Source organism: Laspinema sp. D2d (assembly GCF_025370755.1).
In the GTDB taxonomy this organism is placed as follows: domain Bacteria; phylum Cyanobacteriota; class Cyanobacteriia; order Cyanobacteriales; family Laspinemataceae; genus Laspinema.
The window spans coordinates 52,685-68,884 of the sequence record NZ_JAMXFC010000006.1 but is presented as its reverse complement, the minus strand read 5'-3'; the positions used below and the strand labels follow the sequence as shown (position 1 = coordinate 68,884).

General features: G+C 46.2%; 14 protein-coding genes. 11 read left to right on the top strand and 3 right to left on the bottom strand.

Going from position 1 to position 16,200, the window contains the following annotated elements; all coding sequences use genetic code 11:
- Nucleotides 1–23: 23 nt before the first annotated feature.
- Nucleotides 24–1,322: a phosphopyruvate hydratase gene (eno, locus tag NG796_RS06005; protein ID WP_261205003.1), complete on the bottom strand. Its 1,299-nt coding sequence runs from the start codon at nt 1,320–1,322 to the stop codon at nt 24–26.
- A gap of 292 nt (nt 1,323–1,614) precedes the next feature.
- On the opposite strand from eno, the gene gloA reads away from it, so the two are divergent.
- The 8 genes from gloA to NG796_RS05965 all read left to right on the top strand — a co-directional run bounded on the left by gloA (nt 1,615) and on the right by NG796_RS05965 (nt 10,526).
- Nucleotides 1,615–2,004 carry a lactoylglutathione lyase gene (gloA, locus tag NG796_RS06000; RefSeq protein WP_261205002.1) on the top strand — a complete coding sequence of 130 codons (390 nt, stop codon included), beginning with the start codon at nt 1,615–1,617 and terminating at the stop codon, nt 2,002–2,004.
- 212 nt (nt 2,005–2,216) lie between these two features.
- Nucleotides 2,217–5,009 carry an ATP-dependent chaperone ClpB gene (gene clpB, locus NG796_RS05995; protein WP_261205001.1) on the top strand — a complete coding sequence of 931 codons (2,793 nt, stop codon included), beginning with the start codon at nt 2,217–2,219 and terminating at the stop codon, nt 5,007–5,009.
- A gap of 49 nt (nt 5,010–5,058) precedes the next feature.
- A complete protein-coding gene (gene hpsE, locus NG796_RS05990; RefSeq protein WP_261205000.1) occupies nt 5,059–6,090 on the top strand; it encodes a hormogonium polysaccharide biosynthesis glycosyltransferase HpsE in 1,032 nt (343 codons plus the stop codon).
- 29 nt (nt 6,091–6,119) lie between these two features.
- The gene (gene hpsE, locus NG796_RS05985; RefSeq protein WP_261204999.1) at nt 6,120–7,112 is read left to right on the top strand and encodes a hormogonium polysaccharide biosynthesis glycosyltransferase HpsE; all 993 of its coding nucleotides are present in this window, start codon (nt 6,120–6,122) and stop codon (nt 7,110–7,112) included.
- 1 nt (nt 7,113) lies between these two features.
- Nucleotides 7,114–8,064 (top strand): glycosyltransferase family 2 protein, encoded by a 951-nt coding sequence (locus NG796_RS05980; protein ID WP_261204998.1) that lies wholly within the window; start codon nt 7,114–7,116, stop codon nt 8,062–8,064.
- A 113-nt stretch (nt 8,065–8,177) separates the two neighbouring features.
- The gene (locus tag NG796_RS05975; protein WP_261204997.1) at nt 8,178–8,816 is read left to right on the top strand and encodes a class I SAM-dependent methyltransferase; all 639 of its coding nucleotides are present in this window, start codon (nt 8,178–8,180) and stop codon (nt 8,814–8,816) included.
- 47 nt (nt 8,817–8,863) lie between these two features.
- Entirely contained in the window at nt 8,864–9,469 is a 606-nt protein-coding gene (locus NG796_RS05970) for a class I SAM-dependent methyltransferase (protein ID WP_261204996.1), read from the top strand.
- A gap of 40 nt (nt 9,470–9,509) precedes the next feature.
- Nucleotides 9,510–10,526, top strand: coding sequence for a sialate O-acetylesterase (locus tag NG796_RS05965; RefSeq protein ID WP_261204995.1), 1,017 nt, complete (start codon nt 9,510–9,512; stop codon nt 10,524–10,526).
- Between the two features lie 74 nt (nt 10,527–10,600).
- Here NG796_RS05965 and NG796_RS05960 read toward each other — a convergent pair whose 3' ends face one another.
- Both NG796_RS05960 and NG796_RS05955 read right to left on the bottom strand, forming a co-directional pair.
- A complete protein-coding gene (locus NG796_RS05960) occupies nt 10,601–11,755 on the bottom strand; it encodes a hypothetical protein (protein ID WP_261204994.1) in 1,155 nt (384 codons plus the stop codon).
- Nucleotides 11,756–11,759: 4 nt separating this feature from the next.
- Nucleotides 11,760–13,235: an MBOAT family O-acyltransferase gene (locus tag NG796_RS05955; protein ID WP_261204993.1), complete on the bottom strand. Its 1,476-nt coding sequence runs from the start codon at nt 13,233–13,235 to the stop codon at nt 11,760–11,762.
- Between the two features lie 161 nt (nt 13,236–13,396).
- Here NG796_RS05955 and htpG point away from each other — a divergent pair, with 161 nt between their 5' ends.
- The 3 genes from htpG to rpmB all read left to right on the top strand — a co-directional run bounded on the left by htpG (nt 13,397) and on the right by rpmB (nt 16,083).
- A complete protein-coding gene (gene htpG / locus NG796_RS05950; protein WP_261204992.1) occupies nt 13,397–15,373 on the top strand; it encodes a molecular chaperone HtpG in 1,977 nt (658 codons plus the stop codon).
- Between the two features lie 165 nt (nt 15,374–15,538).
- The gene (locus NG796_RS05945) at nt 15,539–15,673 is read left to right on the top strand and encodes a hypothetical protein (RefSeq protein WP_261204991.1); all 135 of its coding nucleotides are present in this window, start codon (nt 15,539–15,541) and stop codon (nt 15,671–15,673) included.
- A 173-nt stretch (nt 15,674–15,846) separates the two neighbouring features.
- Nucleotides 15,847–16,083, top strand: coding sequence for a 50S ribosomal protein L28 (rpmB, locus tag NG796_RS05940; protein ID WP_261198468.1), 237 nt, complete (start codon nt 15,847–15,849; stop codon nt 16,081–16,083).
- Nucleotides 16,084–16,200 lie beyond the last annotated feature (117 nt).

Sequence of the window (16,200 nt, the reverse complement as noted above, 5' to 3'; positions counted from 1 at the left end):
TCAGGGGTTTGTTATTTTAAGGATTACTTAGAACTCTTTGGTCCTAATCCCACAGTTCCGGCATATACGGCACGTTCGCCTAACTCATCCTCAATTCGTAACAAGCGGTTGTACTTCGCCACCCGTTCACTACGACAGAGAGAACCTGTCTTAATTTGACCGGCCCTCGTTGCCACTGCTAAATCAGCGATCGTGGTATCTTCCGTTTCCCCAGAACGGTGGGAAATCATGGACCGGAACCCATTGCGAGTTGCCATATCAATCGTTTCCAAAGTCTCGGTTAATGTGCCGATTTGATTGAGCTTAATCAAAATCGCATTTCCGGCACCCATCTCGATTCCCCGTTTCAGACGAGTGTGATTGGTTACAAACAAATCATCCCCGACTAATTGAACGCGATCGCCTAACTTTTGGGTCAACAATTTCCAGTTTTCCCAATCATCCTCATGCAATCCATCCTCAATGGAAACAATTGGATATTCATCGACTAACTTCGCCAAATAATCGATTAATTCACTCGGTTCATGAGCACTTCCCTCATAAACATACTTGCCATCTTTGTAAAACTCACTGGCGGCGACATCCATTGCCAGAGAAACTTCTTCCCCGGGTTTGTATCCGGCCTTTTTAATCGCTAACATCAAGATCTCTAACGCCGCTTGATTCGACTCTAAATTGGGGGCAAACCCGCCTTCATCCCCAACCCCAGTCAGCAATCCCTTCTCATCCAAAACACTGCTGAGAGAGGCAAATACTTCTGCACCCCAGCGCAGGGCTTCCTTAAAGGAAGAGGCCCCGGATGGGACAATCATAAACTCCTGAAAATCCACATTATTGGCGGCATGAGCACCGCCATTAATCACATTCATCAAAGGCACTGGCAACAAATTCGCCAGAGGACCGCCTAGATAGCGATAGAGGGGAATCTGGAGGGCATTTGCGCCCGCCTTAGCTGTTGCTAGGGAAACGCCGAGAATGGCATTCGCGCCCAAATTGGACTTATTGGGGGAACCATCTAACTTAATCATGGCATAGTCGATCGCCCCTTGATCGAGGGCATCCATTTCCACCAAACTGGGCGCGATTTTATTTTCGACATTCTCAACCGCTTTCGCTACCCCTTTGCCACCGTAGCGCTTCTTGTCTCCATCCCGGAGTTCGTGGGCCTCAAAACTTCCCGTCGAGGCTCCACTGGGGACCTGGGCCAAACCCATTGCACCATTGGCTAAATAGACTTCCGCTTCCACTGTGGGACGTCCCCGAGAGTCGAGGATTTCCCGGGCGCGAATCAGTTCAATTGCTGTGCTGTCAATTCCGTTCATTCTTCAGTCTTTCCTGACATTTGAGATATCACTGGGCTGAACCTCGGTGAGTTTTTAAGTTCTGCCTCACCGTCAAACCCCAAAAAGCAAATCATTGCCTCAACGTTTTACGATACAGCGAACTTCGGGGTAGAGGCACAGATTTAATAAAGTTTCCCGATCGCGATTCGAGGCAGTCGTTCGACCCCATCTGAGTCAGCAAACCCTTACCCCTACAGAATACCAACAGGTTTCGGACCGGAACTCAACGGCCCTTTACAATAAGAGTAAAGTCAGGAAACTTGGAGAAAGCATGAGAATTTTACACACGATGTTGCGAGTGGGCAACCTAGAAAAATCCCTGGATTTTTACTGCAACGTTCTTAATATGAAGCTATTGCGGCAGAAAGACTATCCCGGGGGAAAATTCACCTTGGCATTCGTCGGATATCGCGATGAATCGGAAGAAGCGGCGATCGAACTGACTTACAACTGGGATACAGACCATTATGATATTGGGACGGGATATGGTCATATTGCCCTAGGGGTGGATGACATTTACGCCACCTGCGATCGCATTAAAGCTCAAGGGGGGAAAGTCACCCGCGAACCAGGTCCGATGAAACATGGTTCCACGGTGATTGCCTTCGTGGAAGACCCCAATGGTTATAAAATCGAACTGATTCAAACCAAACCTGCATAATCAACAATTTCAGTTCTGCTGTGAAGTTCAACGTCACGACTGAGAGTCGTGACGTTGAACCGCGCAATCTTCCCCATTCCTCCTTCCCAAGAACGGTGACCGGAGCGAAAAACTCCGATAAGATACCATAGCTATAGAGTCCGGATGCGATTTGCAGCCGGTTAACCCTTTATTTTAAAAGACGACCTTTGGAGGCCAACAGCACTTAAAAGATGCAGCCTACTGACGCCAGCAAATTTACAGACCGCGCTTGGGAAGGGATTGTCAAGTCCCAAGATATCGCCCGTCGCTACAAACATCAGCAACTCGAAGTCGAACATTTAGCGATCGCCCTTTTAGAACAACCGGAAGGACTCGCCCTGCGGATCCTCACCAAAGCCGGAATCCTGCCAGAGAAACTCTTACAACAAATTAGTACCTTTGCCTCGCGCCAAGCTAAAGTCGGGAATACCAGCCAACTTTACCTCGGTCGCGGGTTAGATCAGTTATTAGATAAAGCCGAAACCGCAAGGCAAAATCTCGAAGATGAGTTTATCTCCATTGAGCATATTTTACTGGCCTTCGCCGAGGACGATCGCCTCGGACGTCGCGCCCTGAAAGCCTCTACTGTGGACGCCCGCACCCCGTTTGAGCAACAACAACTGGATTTGGCTATTAAAGAAATTCGGGGGAGTGCAAAAGTTAAGGACCAAAGTCCCGAAACGGAATATCAAGCCTTAGAACGCTATGGAAGGGACCTCACCGAACAGGCCAAACAAGGTAAACTCGACCCGGTAATTGGCCGAGATGAGGAAATTCGGCGGGTAATTCAGGTCCTCTCGCGCCGGACCAAGAATAATCCGGTGTTAATTGGAGAACCGGGGGTGGGTAAAACCGCGATCGCTGAGGCCCTGGCCCAACGGATTGTTAATGGCGATGTCCCCGAATCTCTGAAAAATCGGCAACTGATTTCCCTGGATATGGGCAGTTTGATTGCTGGGGCCAAGTTTCGCGGGGAATTTGAGGCCCGACTTCGGGCAGTTCTGCGGGAAGTCATCGACTCTGATGGTCAAATTGTCCTGTTTATCGATGAATTGCATACCGTGGTGGGCACGGGTGCAGGACAAGGGACGATGGATGCGGGAAATCTGCTTAAACCGATGTTAGCCCGGGGGGAATTGCGCTGTATTGGGGCGAGTACCTTGGATGAATATCGCAAATATATCGAAAAAGATGCCGCTTTAGAGCGTCGATTCCAGCAGGTGGTCGTCGATCAACCCACGGTGGATGACACGATTTCCATTTTGCGGGGGTTGAAGGAGCGTTATGAAGTGCATCATGGGGTAAAAATCCTGGATGCGGCATTGGTGGCAGCGGCGAGTTTGTCAAATCGATATATCAGCGATCGCTTCCTCCCAGATAAGGCGATCGACCTGGTAGATGAAGCAGCAGCCAAGCTGAAAATGGAGATTACCTCCAAACCTACGGAATTAGAAGCTGCCGATCGCCGGTTGATGCAGTTAGAAATGGAAAAACTCTCCTTGGAAGGAGAAGGCGCAGGGGTGGTGGGAACCAGTGCTTATCGCGCTTCTCAGGAACGCTTAGGGCGGATTACCCAGGAGATTGCCACCCTGACGGGGAAACAGCAGAAACTAAGCAATCAATGGCAGACAGAGAAGGATTTGCTCAATGCCATTAATGCACTGAAGGAACAGGAAGACGGGTTGCGCGTGGAGATTGAAAAGGCCGAACGCAACTATGACTTGAACAAGGCGGCGCAGTTGAAATATGGCAAGTTGGAAGTGTTACAGCGCGATCGCGAAGCCAAGGAAGCGGAACTGCTGAAGATGCAAGCCAGTGGCTCTACTTTACTGCGAGAACAAGTCACCGAAGCGGATATTGCCGAAATTGTTGCCAAATGGACGGGGATTCCCATTAACCGCCTGTTGGAATCGGAACGGCAAAAACTGCTGCAAATGGAATCGTTCCTCCATCAGCGCGTGATTGGACAACAAGAAGCCGTTTCAGCCGTTGCAGCGGCCATTCGGCGGGCAAGGGCCGGGATGAAGGACCCCGGACGCCCGATCGGGTCATTCCTGTTTATGGGACCGACTGGGGTGGGTAAAACCGAATTGGCGAGGGCTCTGTCTCAGGTGCTATTTGACACCGAGGAATCCCTCGTGCGTCTGGATATGTCTGAGTACATGGAGAAGCACTCGGTTTCGCGGTTAGTGGGTGCGCCTCCGGGGTATGTCGGCTATGACGAAGGGGGCCAACTCTCGGAAGTCGTGCGCCGGAATCCTTATTCGGTGGTGTTGTTGGATGAGGTGGAAAAGGCTCATCCCGATGTGTTTAATATTTTGTTGCAAGTGCTCGATGATGGTCGAATCACCGATTCCCAAGGGCGGTTGGTGGATTTTAGAAATACCGTCATCGTGATGACAAGCAATATCGGCAGTGACCACATTTTGGATTTAGCCGGGGATGATGGGCGCTATGAGGAAATGCGGAAACGGGTGATGATGGCCCTACGGAAGCATTTTCGTCCGGAGTTTCTCAACCGGGTAGACGAGATTATTTTGTTCCATGCTTTGACGCGATCGCAATTGAGCGAAATTGTCAAGATTCAAGTTAAGCGCTTAGATAAGCTGTTGGCAGACCAAAAAATCTCCCTGAATCTGATGGATGAGGCGTTAGATTATGTGACCGAAGTTGGGTATGATCCAGTTTATGGGGCGAGACCCCTCAAACGGGCCATTCAACGAGAATTGGAAAACCCGATCGCAACCCTGTTATTAGAAGGGAAATTTGTGGCAGGGGATACGATTTATATTGACCGAGGACCGACAAAATTGGTGTTTGATACCAAACCGCCGGTCCCCCGGGAAGAACCACCTGTAATCCCAAAGTCTGAAACGCCAGATCCTCCGGAATCGACTGAATCGGTGCCCGAAATCAAAACGGAACCGCTGCTGAGTCGATTTGTTGATGAGGCGATCGATGTTAAGGGAGAGACGATTCCATAATAGGGCAGAGAAACCGTAGCATTTTCTAGGGCAAGGGGAGTATCAAAAGATGGGGATCGATTTAACAGTTGTCATTTGTACTTATAACGGGGAAAAGCGTTTTCCGGAAGTGTTAGAGGCACTTAAGATGCAAATCAATACCGAAGAGTTTACTTGGGAAATTCTCGTGGTTGATAATAATAGCACCGACAATACTCCCCAAATTCTGGAAGACTATCAAGCCAAATGGGATGCGATCGCTCCCTTACGCTCTTGTTTAGAACTAAATCAGGGGGCTGCTTACGCTCGTAAACGGGCTGTTAAAGAGGTGAGGAGTCCCTTAATTGGGTTTCTCGATGATGATAATATTCCAGCCCGAGATTGGGTGTCCGCTGCTTACAAATTCGCGCAAGAACATCCTCATGCCGGTGCTATTGGTAGTTACATTCAAGGGGAATTTGAAATAGAACCGCCCCCGAATTTTAAGCGCCTAATGCCCTTTTTAGCTATTACCCAGCGAGGGTCAAAACCCTTACTTTATCGCCGGGATAAAAATTTATTGCCGCCGTCGGCAGGATTGATAGTCCGCACTCAAGCATGGCAGCAAAGTGTTCCGGAACAATGCATTCTCAGTGGCCGAACTCCGGGGAGTATGCTAACGGGAGAAGATTTAGAAGCTTTGGCTTATATTAAACTAAAAAACTGGGAAGTTTGGTATAATCCGGCGATGAAAATTACCCATAAAATCCCTAGTCGGCGCTTGGAAATGGAGTATTTAATTCCGTTTTTTAGAGGGATTGGATTAAGTCGGTATGTGACCCGGATGGTGCCAGTGAAACCGATATTGAGGCCAATTTTTACCTGCGCGTACTTCGCCAACGACTTGCGCAAACTGATCCAACATCTTGGTAAATATGGGATTGACAAAACCGATGCGATCGCCGCTTGTGAACGAGAGTTATTAGTCAGTAGTTTGCAGAGCTTTTTTTATCTGTGGCGAAATGGATATTTAAAGCCCGAAAAGAAGGTTATAGACGTTGATGATAAGAGGGCGATCAGTCTGAATACAGACTCAAATTCTAAAGCAAAAATAACCTTGTAACATTCCTATTAAAACTGTAGTCTTCAGTTATGAATCTCCCTGCGTTAGATTTAACCGTAGCCATTCCCACTTATAACAGTGCAACTCGATTACCCCAGGTTTTAGAAGCTCTGCGTCATCAAATTAATACCGAACAAATAGCTTGGGAAATTATCATTATTGATAACAATAGTCGGGACAACACGGCTCAAGTTATTAAAGATTATCAAAGCAATTGGCAGCAAAGCTATCCCCTAAAATACTATTTGGAAGAGCGCCAAGGACCCGCCTTTGCTAGAGGGCGCGCCATCCAAGAAGCTAAGGGCAACTATGTCGCTTTTTTAGATGATGATAACATCCCAGCACCGGATTGGATTGCATCGGCTTATGAATTTGGAAATAACCATCCTCAAGCTGGAGCATTCAGCGGTCAAATTCATGGAGAATTTGAAGTCAATCCCCCAGAAAACTTTAAAAAAATTGCGGCATTTTTAGCCATTCGCGAACATGGACCCAAAGCCTTTATTTTTGACCCCGACAACTTACATTTACCCCCAAGTGCCGGATTAGTAGTTCGCCGACAAGCATGGCAGGATGCAGTTCCCAATACGCCTAAAATTGCCGGTACTCAGAAAGAAGCTTTAGTCCGAGGTGAGGATTACGAAGTCTTGCTCTATCTGCACAAAGCCGGGTGGGAAATTTGGTACAATCCCGCCATGCACATGAATCATCAAATTCCCCATTGGCGACTGGAACGAGACTATTTATTATCTCTAGCCCGTGCTTGTGGATTAGCGACCTGTCAGTTACGAATGATTAATGCTAAAACCAGAGATAAACCGGGAATTTGGGCGAAAAATATTTTAGGAAATCTGCGCCGGATAGTTCAGCAGCAATGGAAATATGGAGACAGCCTTAAACATCAGCTAATTCCTGCCTTTGAAATGGAATTTTATCGGGGTAGCTTGATGAGTTCATTTTATTGGATAAAATGGACAAAAAAGGGACAATCCAGACCCTTAAATAAGGCAGAGGAAAAATAAAATGCCAACTATTTCTGTGATTATTCCTGCCTATAATGCTGAAAAGACAATTCAAGAAACAATTGAATCGGTTTTAAAACAAACCTTTCAAGACTTTGAATTAATTATCATTAATGATGGGTCAACCGATGCCACATTGGAAATTATTTCTAGCATCAAAGACTCACGAATTCAAGTTTTTTCTTTTCCCAATTCCGGCGCTCAAAAAAGCAGAAATCGAGGAATTGAGCAGGCGGTTGGGGAATATGTCGCTTTCATCGATGCGGATGACTTATGGACTCCCGATAAGTTAGAACGGCAACTCAAAGCCCTCGAAGAGAATCCCGAGGCTGGGGTGGCTTATAGCTGGACCGATTATATTGATGAATCGGGGAACTGCTTACCAGGAGGTCACCATTTTAAATTTACGAATCAAGTGTATGAACGACTGTTACTCGGTGATTTTATTGGCAGTGGATCTAACCCCTTAATTCGCAAAGAGGCGTTTTCACAAGTGGGAAATTTCGATGAATCATTACTGGGAGGGCAAGATTGGGAAATGTGGCTGAGATTAGCCTCAAAATATCAGTTTACCGTCGTTACGGCAACTCAGGTTTTATATCGACAATCGGCTCACTCCTGGTCTGCTAATCTGGAAAGACAAGAGAAAGGATATAACCAGGTTATTGAAAAATCTTTAGCTAATGCGCCCGAATCCATCCAAAATCGGAGAAGCCAAATTATTGCAAATCGTTATAAATTTTTAACATTTGATGCGTTAGAATCGGGAGATAATCGGAAGTACAGTTTTATGGCGGCTAGATTTCTATGGATAGCCATAAAAAATCAACCCGATTTACTGACAAATCAAGTGATTTGGCTCGTTATTCTTAAAATTTTTATCAGGATACTACTCCCGCCGCAGTTAGCCGGTCTTTTTATTAACTCCCTTAAAAAGAGTAAACAACAATGAACAAACAGAAAACTAGGGGGTTAAAAAATTGTAGGTTAAGAGTTGCGGTGATAATGCCTAGGCAGACAACCTAATTAAACTGTTAAAATATCAATCTATTTACTCTTATCATTATGTTAGCAAAACCGACTAAATTTATCTTAAAAAATATTTTGATGGGTTCGATGACGGGTCTAAAAAAAGGCCCTCACGTAACGCGCTATTATATGTATCAGCATCTCTCGGAGGTTCTGAAGTCCAGAACCCCGCCTGGTAAAATTCTATCCATCAGTCATTCTACCGCCCTTTGTCACCAGTTTTTTGATTTAACCCAGTCCAAATTGGTTGAAGCAAACTATCCGGATTATAATTTTCTGTCTCTCTCTTTTGCCGATTCTGAATTTGATTATGTGGTGAGTGATCAAGTTTTGGAACACGTAGCAGGAGACCCGCAACAAGCCATCAATGAAAGTTGGCGTGTCCTTAAACCGGGGGGATTAGCCATCCATACCACCTGCTTTATCAATCCCATTCATGATTACCCTGGGGATTTTTGGCGGTTTACTCCTCTGGCTTTAAAGTTGCTCCTGGAAGACAAATTTTCAACTCTGATTGAGGTGGGAGGCTGGGGGAATAAATATGCTTGGGTCCTCGATTCTATTGGCTTACGATATGAGGGTATTCCCGAGGCAAGCTGGCATCCCCTACACAAAATTGCCATGCGAAATGACCCGATATGGCCGATTGTTACTTGGGCGATCGCCCAAAAGTAATCTGTCCCAACTTCCTTAAAACTTCACCCTCTTAACAAACAGTTATTATGGCCGTAGAATATTTAACAAAACTCCGACTGATTAGCTACTACAACCAAAAACGAATCATCCAGTCTTTGGGTAAATCCGTTCATAAAATTTTGGAAATAGGGATTTTTAACTCTTTATTCTCTGAAATTTTGTTACGAGAAGGCTATGAAGTGGTTCGGGCCGATTTTGACCCTAACTTAAAGCCAGATATTATCCTGGATCTGAAAAGTGATTTTCAAATTGAACCCAATACATTTGATGCGATCGTTCTTTTTCAAGTCCTAGAACATATCCCTTATGAAAATTTTGAAATAGCAGTCCAAAAAATTGCCCAAGCTACGAAAAAATTTGTCGTCATTTCTCTCCCTTACAATACCGCCTATTTTACCCTGCAATTTCACTTTTCTTTTAATCAGCGTCCCCGGAGTTTGTTGCTCCAAATTCCTCAGTTTTGGAGCAACAAAGCCTATACCCCGGATGAACATTGCTGGGAAATTGGATTAAAAGGCTATCCTAAAAAACGAATTGTTGCCTCCCTAGAAAATGGTGGTCTCAAACTCAAACGGGAATATCAAGACCCGCTTTATCCCTATCATTACTTTTTTGTTTTAGAAAAGAAATAGATAAAGGAAGAGAAGATTCCCCGTTGTTTACAGAGTTGCTATGTTCTATCCTAAATGGGTTGGGAAATGGCTGAAACCGATCGCCGCTAAGGGAATAAGTCTGACGGTTCTAACGAGCACCTTTGTCATTAGCTTCTCCCTATCCGGCAGAACTGCATCTATCCAACTCTTTATCTTAGCGGGACAATCAAACATGGTGGGATATCGGTCCACTATGGACGATTTACCCCCGGATTTACAGCAGCTTCAGTCCTCTGTGTTATGGTACGATCGCCAGGATGAATGGGTCACGCTGCAAGCCCCTACCGAACCGTTACCCTTTAGTCAGGGGGTGGCGAATTCCCAAGGATTTGGCCCAGAAATCACCCTAGCTGCCACGATTTCTACGCATTTCAACCAACCCATTGCATTGGTTAAATATGCCCAAAATGGCACAAATTTGGAGACTCAGTGGAATCCGTATATTGAGGGTTCGCTGTATCATCAAATGCTAGACCGAGTGCAACAGGCGATCGCCGATCTCTCTAGTCTTGGTTACCAAGTAGAAATTGCTGGATTTTTTTGGATGCAGGGAGAATCCGACGCCAAAAGCGATCGCTATATGGCCTCTAATTATGCCCAAAACTTTACCCATTTTATCTCCCGCTTGCGGCAGGATTTAAATCAACCTGAACTCCCAGTCATTTATGGTTTAATTCCCATCGTCAACCAGCAATCTACCACGCCCTTTGGTACTTTTGAGTATGGGGATAGGGTTCGCGAGGCTCAAATTCACGTCTTCCAATCCGTTGCTCAAACTCGGGTCGTAGAAACTCTCTATTTTTCTCGATATGCCGATAATCTTCACTTAAATTCCCTCGGATTGATGAGCTTAGGTCATAATTTTGGCCTCGAATGGTTGCAGATGCAATGCGGTTCCCCCTGTTCTCGCCATCCTGTCTTAGACTGGACCAAACCGTCTACTATTTTGCCTTTTGAACCGTTAAATCTTATAGGAAGGCAGTGTTTGAATTCAGGAATAATTCATTCAAACTCACCCACTGTAGCCCCTTGGTAGCAAATTTCTAAAGCTTTTCATTGCAGGACTGGGAGCATTTTATTGATGTTTTAAGAGCTATTTTTTATCATAAATTAAGGCTTTAAGGCTTCCACAAATTCGACCCATTTAGGGTTTTCCTTGGCCCATACTTCGCGATCGCGCCGAATCTGTTCCAAATGAGTCTCCAGATTAGTCAGTGTCAGTAATAGGCCAAAATCCGAGGGCACGGTTTCGGGTTGATAATCCAAAATCCGGTTCAGGACCAAATCCCCGAGTTCTTTGCGGTAATGAGAACTCTCAATATAATACTGCATCGGATTTGCGATCGCCTCTGTGGTCATGCTATTGTACCCCGAAAAATCCCAAATGGGTGATAGATTGACAATGGCTCGCTTCCAGTTTTCAAACTCGGACCACAGTCCCGCCACTCGGATAGCTTCCCATTGCATTGCATGACTTGGCGAAATAAACAAGTGTAACCGAATTCCCCGCTGTTGACTGGTTGTAATAATGGCCTGTAAATCTTCTAAATAATCTGGAGAAAGCTCATAGATTCCATACAGATCGGGTCGAACTAAAAAATCTCTTAAAACCATTCTAAATCGAGGGATAACACCTTGATTAAAATAAACCTGTTCAATAGTGGAATCAGGGTGGCGTCTGCCATCAGCATAAAAAAAACCTGGATTGTTTGGCCGCAAAAAACTATTTTTAAACGTTTTCAAGCTACTAATGAGTGCTTGTTTTGACAACAATATTTCAAACACGTCTCCCCCAAATAACTCGCGGGTTTCTAAGCGGTGTTCCTTAAAATCTGGGGTATTTTGTCGGATCTGATTAAACATGAAAAAATCGAGTCCTAAGACGATTTCTTTGACCTCGGGCTGAGTGGCGATCGCATGGTCAAAGTAGCGCCGGACTTCATACATATTTCCCCCGGTAATCGCTAAATTATACCCCGGTTGCTGATGCCTCAACGCAGGATGATGGGTATCTAAACCAAATTCCGTCCGCGATGACCCTAAAAATAGGCTTTTCGCTTCAATTTTGTTCACCGCAACGGTTTTAAACAATCTAACCTGAATATCTTTCTCTCGCTTAACCTGATTCAACCTCTTAATTGTGGGAGTACCCAGCACCTCATACGGGTCGAAAAATCCATTAAAACCGGCAATCATTGCCAAAAAAATAGCGGTTAGGGTTAATAGTCTGAACCCATAACGACGATAATCTTTGTAATGTGACATGGACTTAAAACTGAAAGTACAGAAACTCTGACACTTGATTGAGAGAAATAAAACATCCTGCTGCTAGACTGGCAATTGCCAGAGTCCAACCCCAAGTCGTTTTAAAGTTTTTTACCATTTCTTGGGTATTTGGCAACAGCATCACAATCAATAAAACTCCTAAAAGAATTAACCCATTTAACTCCACCCCGCCTCGGGGTAAATAAGCGAAAGCCTTAACCGGCTTAAATTGTAATCCCAACGGACTTAACCAGCCCAAAAACCCTTGATAATGGGTTGGTAATATCACAGATTTAATCCCCACCATTGCCTGTAAAAGTTCTAAAGCCTCTTGAAAGGTAGTGGCCCGAAATAACACCCAACTGGCAACCACTGCCAAAAAAGTGACAGTCACTCCTACAAATTTCGGTAGAGAAATTCCTAGCTTACGCCAACCATGATTGATAGCTAAAAATAACCCATGTAGTCCTCCCCAAATCACATAAGTCCAACCGGCACCATGCCACAAACCCCCTAACAGCATCGTCAGCATTAAATTTCCAATACGGCGGGTTTCTCCCTTCCGGCTACCGCCTAGAGGAATATAAAGGTAATCCCTCAAAAAGGCAGAAAGGGTGATATGCCAGCGCCGCCAAAAGTCAATAATCGAACTGGCTTTATAGGGAGAATTAAAATTAATCGGTAGATTGATATTTACCATCCACCCCAAGCCGATCGCCATATCGGAATATCCTGAAAAATCAAAATAAAGTTGAAACGTATAGCTCAAAGCCCCAATCCAGGCTTCCAAAAAAGTTACCGAATCGGCATTATTAAACACCTGGGCTACCCAAGGGGATAAATTATCCGCAATCAGCATTTTTTTGGATAATCCCAGGATAAACAAAGTTAACCCTCTAGCAAAATTTTTATCAGAAAAGATAAAATTTCTGAGCGATCGCAACTGGGGAATGAGTTCATCATGACGCAGAATCGGACCGGCGATTAATTGGGGATAAAACGAAACAAACAGACTGTAGGTAACTAAATCGTACTTTGAGTCTTTGGTCTCTCCTCGGTAGGCATCGACCAGATAGGCGATTTGAGTAAAGGTGTAGAATGAAATGGCTAGAGGGAGAATAATTGGGGTACTCTGCCAATTCCAGTTTAAGACTTGATTGAGGGAACTTAGGAAAAATTCGGCATATTTGTAATAGCCAATGAAGATTAAATTAATACTAATGCCCACAATCAGCAAGAATTTCGACCGATCGCCCCTTAAGGGACTAGCCGCGATGGCCCTGCCAAACCCATAGTTCAAACTGATGGAACCCAGGAATAACAGCAAATAAGGAGGATTCCAGTAGCCATAAAAAAACAACGAGGCGATCGCCATCCAAACGATCGCCGCCTTCACATAGCGCAACCGAGTCAACCCAAAATAGACCAACAGGGTGACCGGGAGAAACCCAAAAATGAAAACATAAGAATTGAATAACACAAGCAGCCGCCTTCTATACCGTGACTCAACCCCGAACCTAGCTTCAACTCAAAAAGTAGGGAGATCCGAATCCTTTGCGGGGGGTTCCCCTGATCTGCAAGCACCGCGCGATCGCCCAAAATCAATACTGAACTAAACTTTACCCTTAAACTGAGAAAACTATGACCGTATTGGAACAAGGCCAAATCACGATCCATACCGAGAATATCTTTCCCATTATCAAGAAGTCTCTATACTCCGACCATGAAATCTTCTTGCGGGAACTTGTCTCCAACGCTGTCGATGCCATTGAAAAACTCAACATGGTCTCCTACGCGGGAGAATTTAGCGGGGACACTAGCAACCCGGAAATTACCATTGCGATCGACCCTGAAAAAAACACGCTCTCCATCAGCGACACCGGCATCGGCATGACCGCCGATGAAGTTAAACAATACATCAACCAAGTCGCCTTTTCCAGCGCTGAAGAGTTCATCACCAAATATCAATCCGCCAGCGATCGGCAAATCATTGGTCACTTCGGACTCGGCTTTTACTCCGCCTTCATGGTTGCCAAAACCGTCGAAATCGATACCCTCTCCTACAAAGAAGGCGCAGAAGCTGTTCACTGGAGTTGTGATGGGTCCCCCTCCTTCAAACTTGAAGACTCCAACCGAACCACCCACGGAACCACCATCACCCTCACCCTCCAGGACGAAGAAAAAGAATACGCCGAAGCCTCCCGGATCAAGCAACTCGTCAAAACCTACTGTGACTTTATGCCGGTTCCCATCAAAATGGATGGCGAACAAATCAACCGGCAAAAAGCCCTCTGGCGCGAATCTCCCAGCAGCCTCACCGACGAAGATTACCTCGACTTTTACCGCTACCTCTATCCCTTCCAAGAAGAACCCCTGTTGTGGGTCCACCTCAACACAGACTATCCTTTTCTTGTCAAAGGCATCCTCTACTTCCCCAAACTCCGTCCCGATGTTGATGTCACCAAAGGACAAATCAAACTGTTCTGCAATCAAGTCTTTGTCTCGGACCACTGCGAGGAAATCATCCCCAAATTCCTCCTCCCCATGCGCGGCGTCCTAGACAGTCCCGACATTCCCCTGAACGTCTCCCGTAGCGCCTTGCAGATGGACCGAACCGTTCGCAAAATCGCAGACTTCATCGCCAAAAAAGTCGCGGACCGACTCAAAGAACAGTACAACAACAACCGCCAAGAATATATCCGAAGCTGGCAAGATATCGGCACCTTCGTCAAATTCGGCTGCCTCAACGATGATAAATTCAAAAAGCAACTCGAAGATATCATCATCTACCGCACCACAGCCGACCTGAAACCGGCAGAATCCGACCAACCTGCCGTAGAAGTGCAAGCCGAAGAAGGAGACGCCTGGAAACAAGTCTCATCGGACAGCAAAACCGAGGGACCCTCTTACACCACCCTAGACGAGTATTTAGAACGCAACAAAGCGCGCCACGAGAACCAGGCATTTTACTGCACTGACCCCGTAGCGCAAGCCACTTATGTGCAACTGCACAAGAGTCAGGGATTAGAAGTCCTATTTATGGACTCCTTCATTGATCCCCACTTCATCAGTTTCCTAGAACGGGAACATACCGAAGTGAAATTCTCCCGGGTGGATGCCGAGATTGACGACAAACTCATCGAACAAGACAAAGCCTCAGAAATCGTTGATCCTACTACCAACAAAACTCGCAGCGAACAAATCAAAGAAATCTTTGAAAAAGCGCTCAACCAACCCAAACTGACCATCCGTACCGAAGCCCTCAAATCCGAAGACCCCCAAGGCACTCCCCCGGCAATTGTCCTCCTCCCCGAGTTTCTGCGCCGCCTCCGGGATATGAACGCCTTAGTCTCCCAGGAATCCGCCAAATTCCCCGACGAGCATATCTTGCTGGTAAACACCGCCCATCCCCTAATCCAACACCTGACCGAACTCTCCCAAAGCGGCATCATCCAAGGGGAAGGCAAATCTCCCTCAGCAGAACTGGCAGACATGATTTGTCATCATGTCTATGATTTAGCACTGATGGCTCAAAAAGGCTTTGACGCCGAAGGCATGACCACCTTCGTAGAAAGGTCCAACCGTCTGCTCACCCGCCTAACTGAGCAACGGTCCTAGGGAAAAGCGATAACACCTTACTCATAGCCCTCCCCTTGCTAAGGGGAGGGTTGGGTGGGGTCTTACAAGGGTCGGGTTTTTACGCTCAGGGTGATTTAGCTCAGATTAACTTCATTTCCGGTCCCCTCCCCTTGGCAAGGGGAGGGTTAGGGTGGGGTCCTGGTTATGTGGCGATCGCCACATAACGTACTCTTGGAGGCGATCGCGCCTGGAGGCTGGTCCAACCTCTTTTTTCGTAAGGCTGGATCGCACGTCACCACCGACACCCTCCACCCACCGATTTCTCGTGACGCGCGGTAAGCGGAGCTATCCCGTAGGGAATCGCCTCCCAGAGGACCCCACCCTAACCCTCCCCTTGCCAAGGGGAGGGGACCGGAAATGAAGTTAAACCACTCCAAACTTCATCCTTCTCCAAAACTCGGTACAATAAGAGATCGCGTTTCAACGTAGCCCAACTTATCTAAGGAGAAACCATGTCCCGCAAATGTCAACTCACCGGCAAAAAAGCGAATAATGCAATGGCCGTTTCCCACTCCCACCGCCGTACCCATAAGCTGCAAGAAGCCAACCTGCAATGGAAACGGGTCTGGTGGCCCCAAGGAAACCGCTGGGTGAGACTGCGCCTATCTACTACCGCTATCAAAACCCTCAATAACAAGGGGTTGCAAGCTTACGCCAAGGAAGCGGGAATCAATCTGTCCAAATACTAAGACCCCAACTCCTAGGGAATCTTTCCGATGAGGCGCAGCATTGCTGTGCCTCTTTGCCTATTGGGGTCCCAGAAGCAATTTCTTGGGGCCCTCTGGACAAACTTTCTAACCCTAGGC

Excerpts from the sequence above, each read along its gene's own strand:
- eno (WP_261205003.1), bottom strand. The coding sequence starts at position 1,322 with ATGAACGGAATTGACAGCACAGCAATTGAACTGATTCGCGCCCGGGAA.
- gloA (WP_261205002.1), top strand. The coding sequence starts at position 1,615 with ATGAGAATTTTACACACGATGTTGCGAGTGGGCAACCTAGAAAAATCC.
- clpB (WP_261205001.1), top strand. The coding sequence starts at position 2,217 with ATGCAGCCTACTGACGCCAGCAAATTTACAGACCGCGCTTGGGAAGGG.
- hpsE (WP_261205000.1), top strand. The coding sequence starts at position 5,059 with ATGGGGATCGATTTAACAGTTGTCATTTGTACTTATAACGGGGAAAAG.
- hpsE (WP_261204999.1), top strand. The coding sequence starts at position 6,120 with ATGAATCTCCCTGCGTTAGATTTAACCGTAGCCATTCCCACTTATAAC.
- NG796_RS05980 (WP_261204998.1), top strand. The coding sequence starts at position 7,114 with ATGCCAACTATTTCTGTGATTATTCCTGCCTATAATGCTGAAAAGACA.
- NG796_RS05975 (WP_261204997.1), top strand. The coding sequence starts at position 8,178 with ATGTTAGCAAAACCGACTAAATTTATCTTAAAAAATATTTTGATGGGT.
- NG796_RS05970 (WP_261204996.1), top strand. The coding sequence starts at position 8,864 with ATGGCCGTAGAATATTTAACAAAACTCCGACTGATTAGCTACTACAAC.
- NG796_RS05965 (WP_261204995.1), top strand. The coding sequence starts at position 9,510 with ATGTTCTATCCTAAATGGGTTGGGAAATGGCTGAAACCGATCGCCGCT.
- NG796_RS05960 (WP_261204994.1), bottom strand. The coding sequence starts at position 11,755 with ATGTCACATTACAAAGATTATCGTCGTTATGGGTTCAGACTATTAACC.
- htpG (WP_261204992.1), top strand. The coding sequence starts at position 13,397 with ATGACCGTATTGGAACAAGGCCAAATCACGATCCATACCGAGAATATC.
- NG796_RS05945 (WP_261204991.1), top strand. The coding sequence starts at position 15,539 with ATGTGGCGATCGCCACATAACGTACTCTTGGAGGCGATCGCGCCTGGA.
- rpmB (WP_261198468.1), top strand. The coding sequence starts at position 15,847 with ATGTCCCGCAAATGTCAACTCACCGGCAAAAAAGCGAATAATGCAATG.